We start from the raw sequence: 734 nt of genomic DNA on the forward strand, positions 1-734 counted from the left end.
ATCTCTATATTCAATCACAGGCGTATTCTGTCGCTTGATCACTTCCAGTAGATACTTTGCATCTTGTGTACCTTCATCTGCTCCCATACAACCATAAGCAGCCTTGGCATGCTCTATAAAATAACTTGAAAGTTGATTTGCTTTTGTGAATATTTCCCCGTGTATTTGCGTTGGCACTCTCTCAATGTTTATCGCATCTAATGGTAAGGCTTGAACATGTTCAGCTACATGGAGCAACCCAGCGATCCGGATAATTTGCCCTGCTAATTTACTACCCCATTCCTTCATTTCTGATAGTTCTCCACCATCCAAAAACATTGCTTCTATTTCTCCCCTTAGTCCTTCCTCTGCTTCTCTAGCTTTATTATTAAGGGTAAGCTTCATAGCTCCATCGGTATCCATGAGCAATAATTTTTTAATGTTTGATTGATACCTTTTTTTTATTTCTGCTTCTACTGTACGTGGTGTGATTTTACGGTATCCAACCAAGGATCGTGGAAGTGAGTACAAAAACCTTGGCATTAATCCTCGCTCTTGAAAGCTAGGAGGAACATCTTGAAGAACGTGCGGTTGAAGAAAAAGCCCAATGGTTAAAGCAGGTTCATCTAATACTTTGGCTTCTCTTCCCATCCGATCAACAGCACAATAATCCCCGCTAAAACCTTTTAAAAATATTTCAAGATTTGCCTTTCCGTCTGAGGCATACCGACCTGCCATAATGCTAAATATCCCCC

General features: G+C 40.5%; 1 protein-coding gene. It reads right to left on the reverse strand.

Going from position 1 to position 734, the window contains the following annotated elements; translation table 11 throughout:
• Nucleotides 1–729 (reverse strand): DUF3987 domain-containing protein (locus LD39_RS08420; protein ID WP_369793225.1); only part of this gene is annotated, 729 nt, incomplete at its 3' end.
• Between the last annotated feature and the right edge of the window lie 5 nt (nucleotides 730–734).

Source organism: Halobacillus sp. BBL2006, assembly GCF_000786645.1.
Taxonomy (GTDB): domain Bacteria; phylum Bacillota; class Bacilli; order Bacillales; family Halobacillaceae; genus Halobacillus.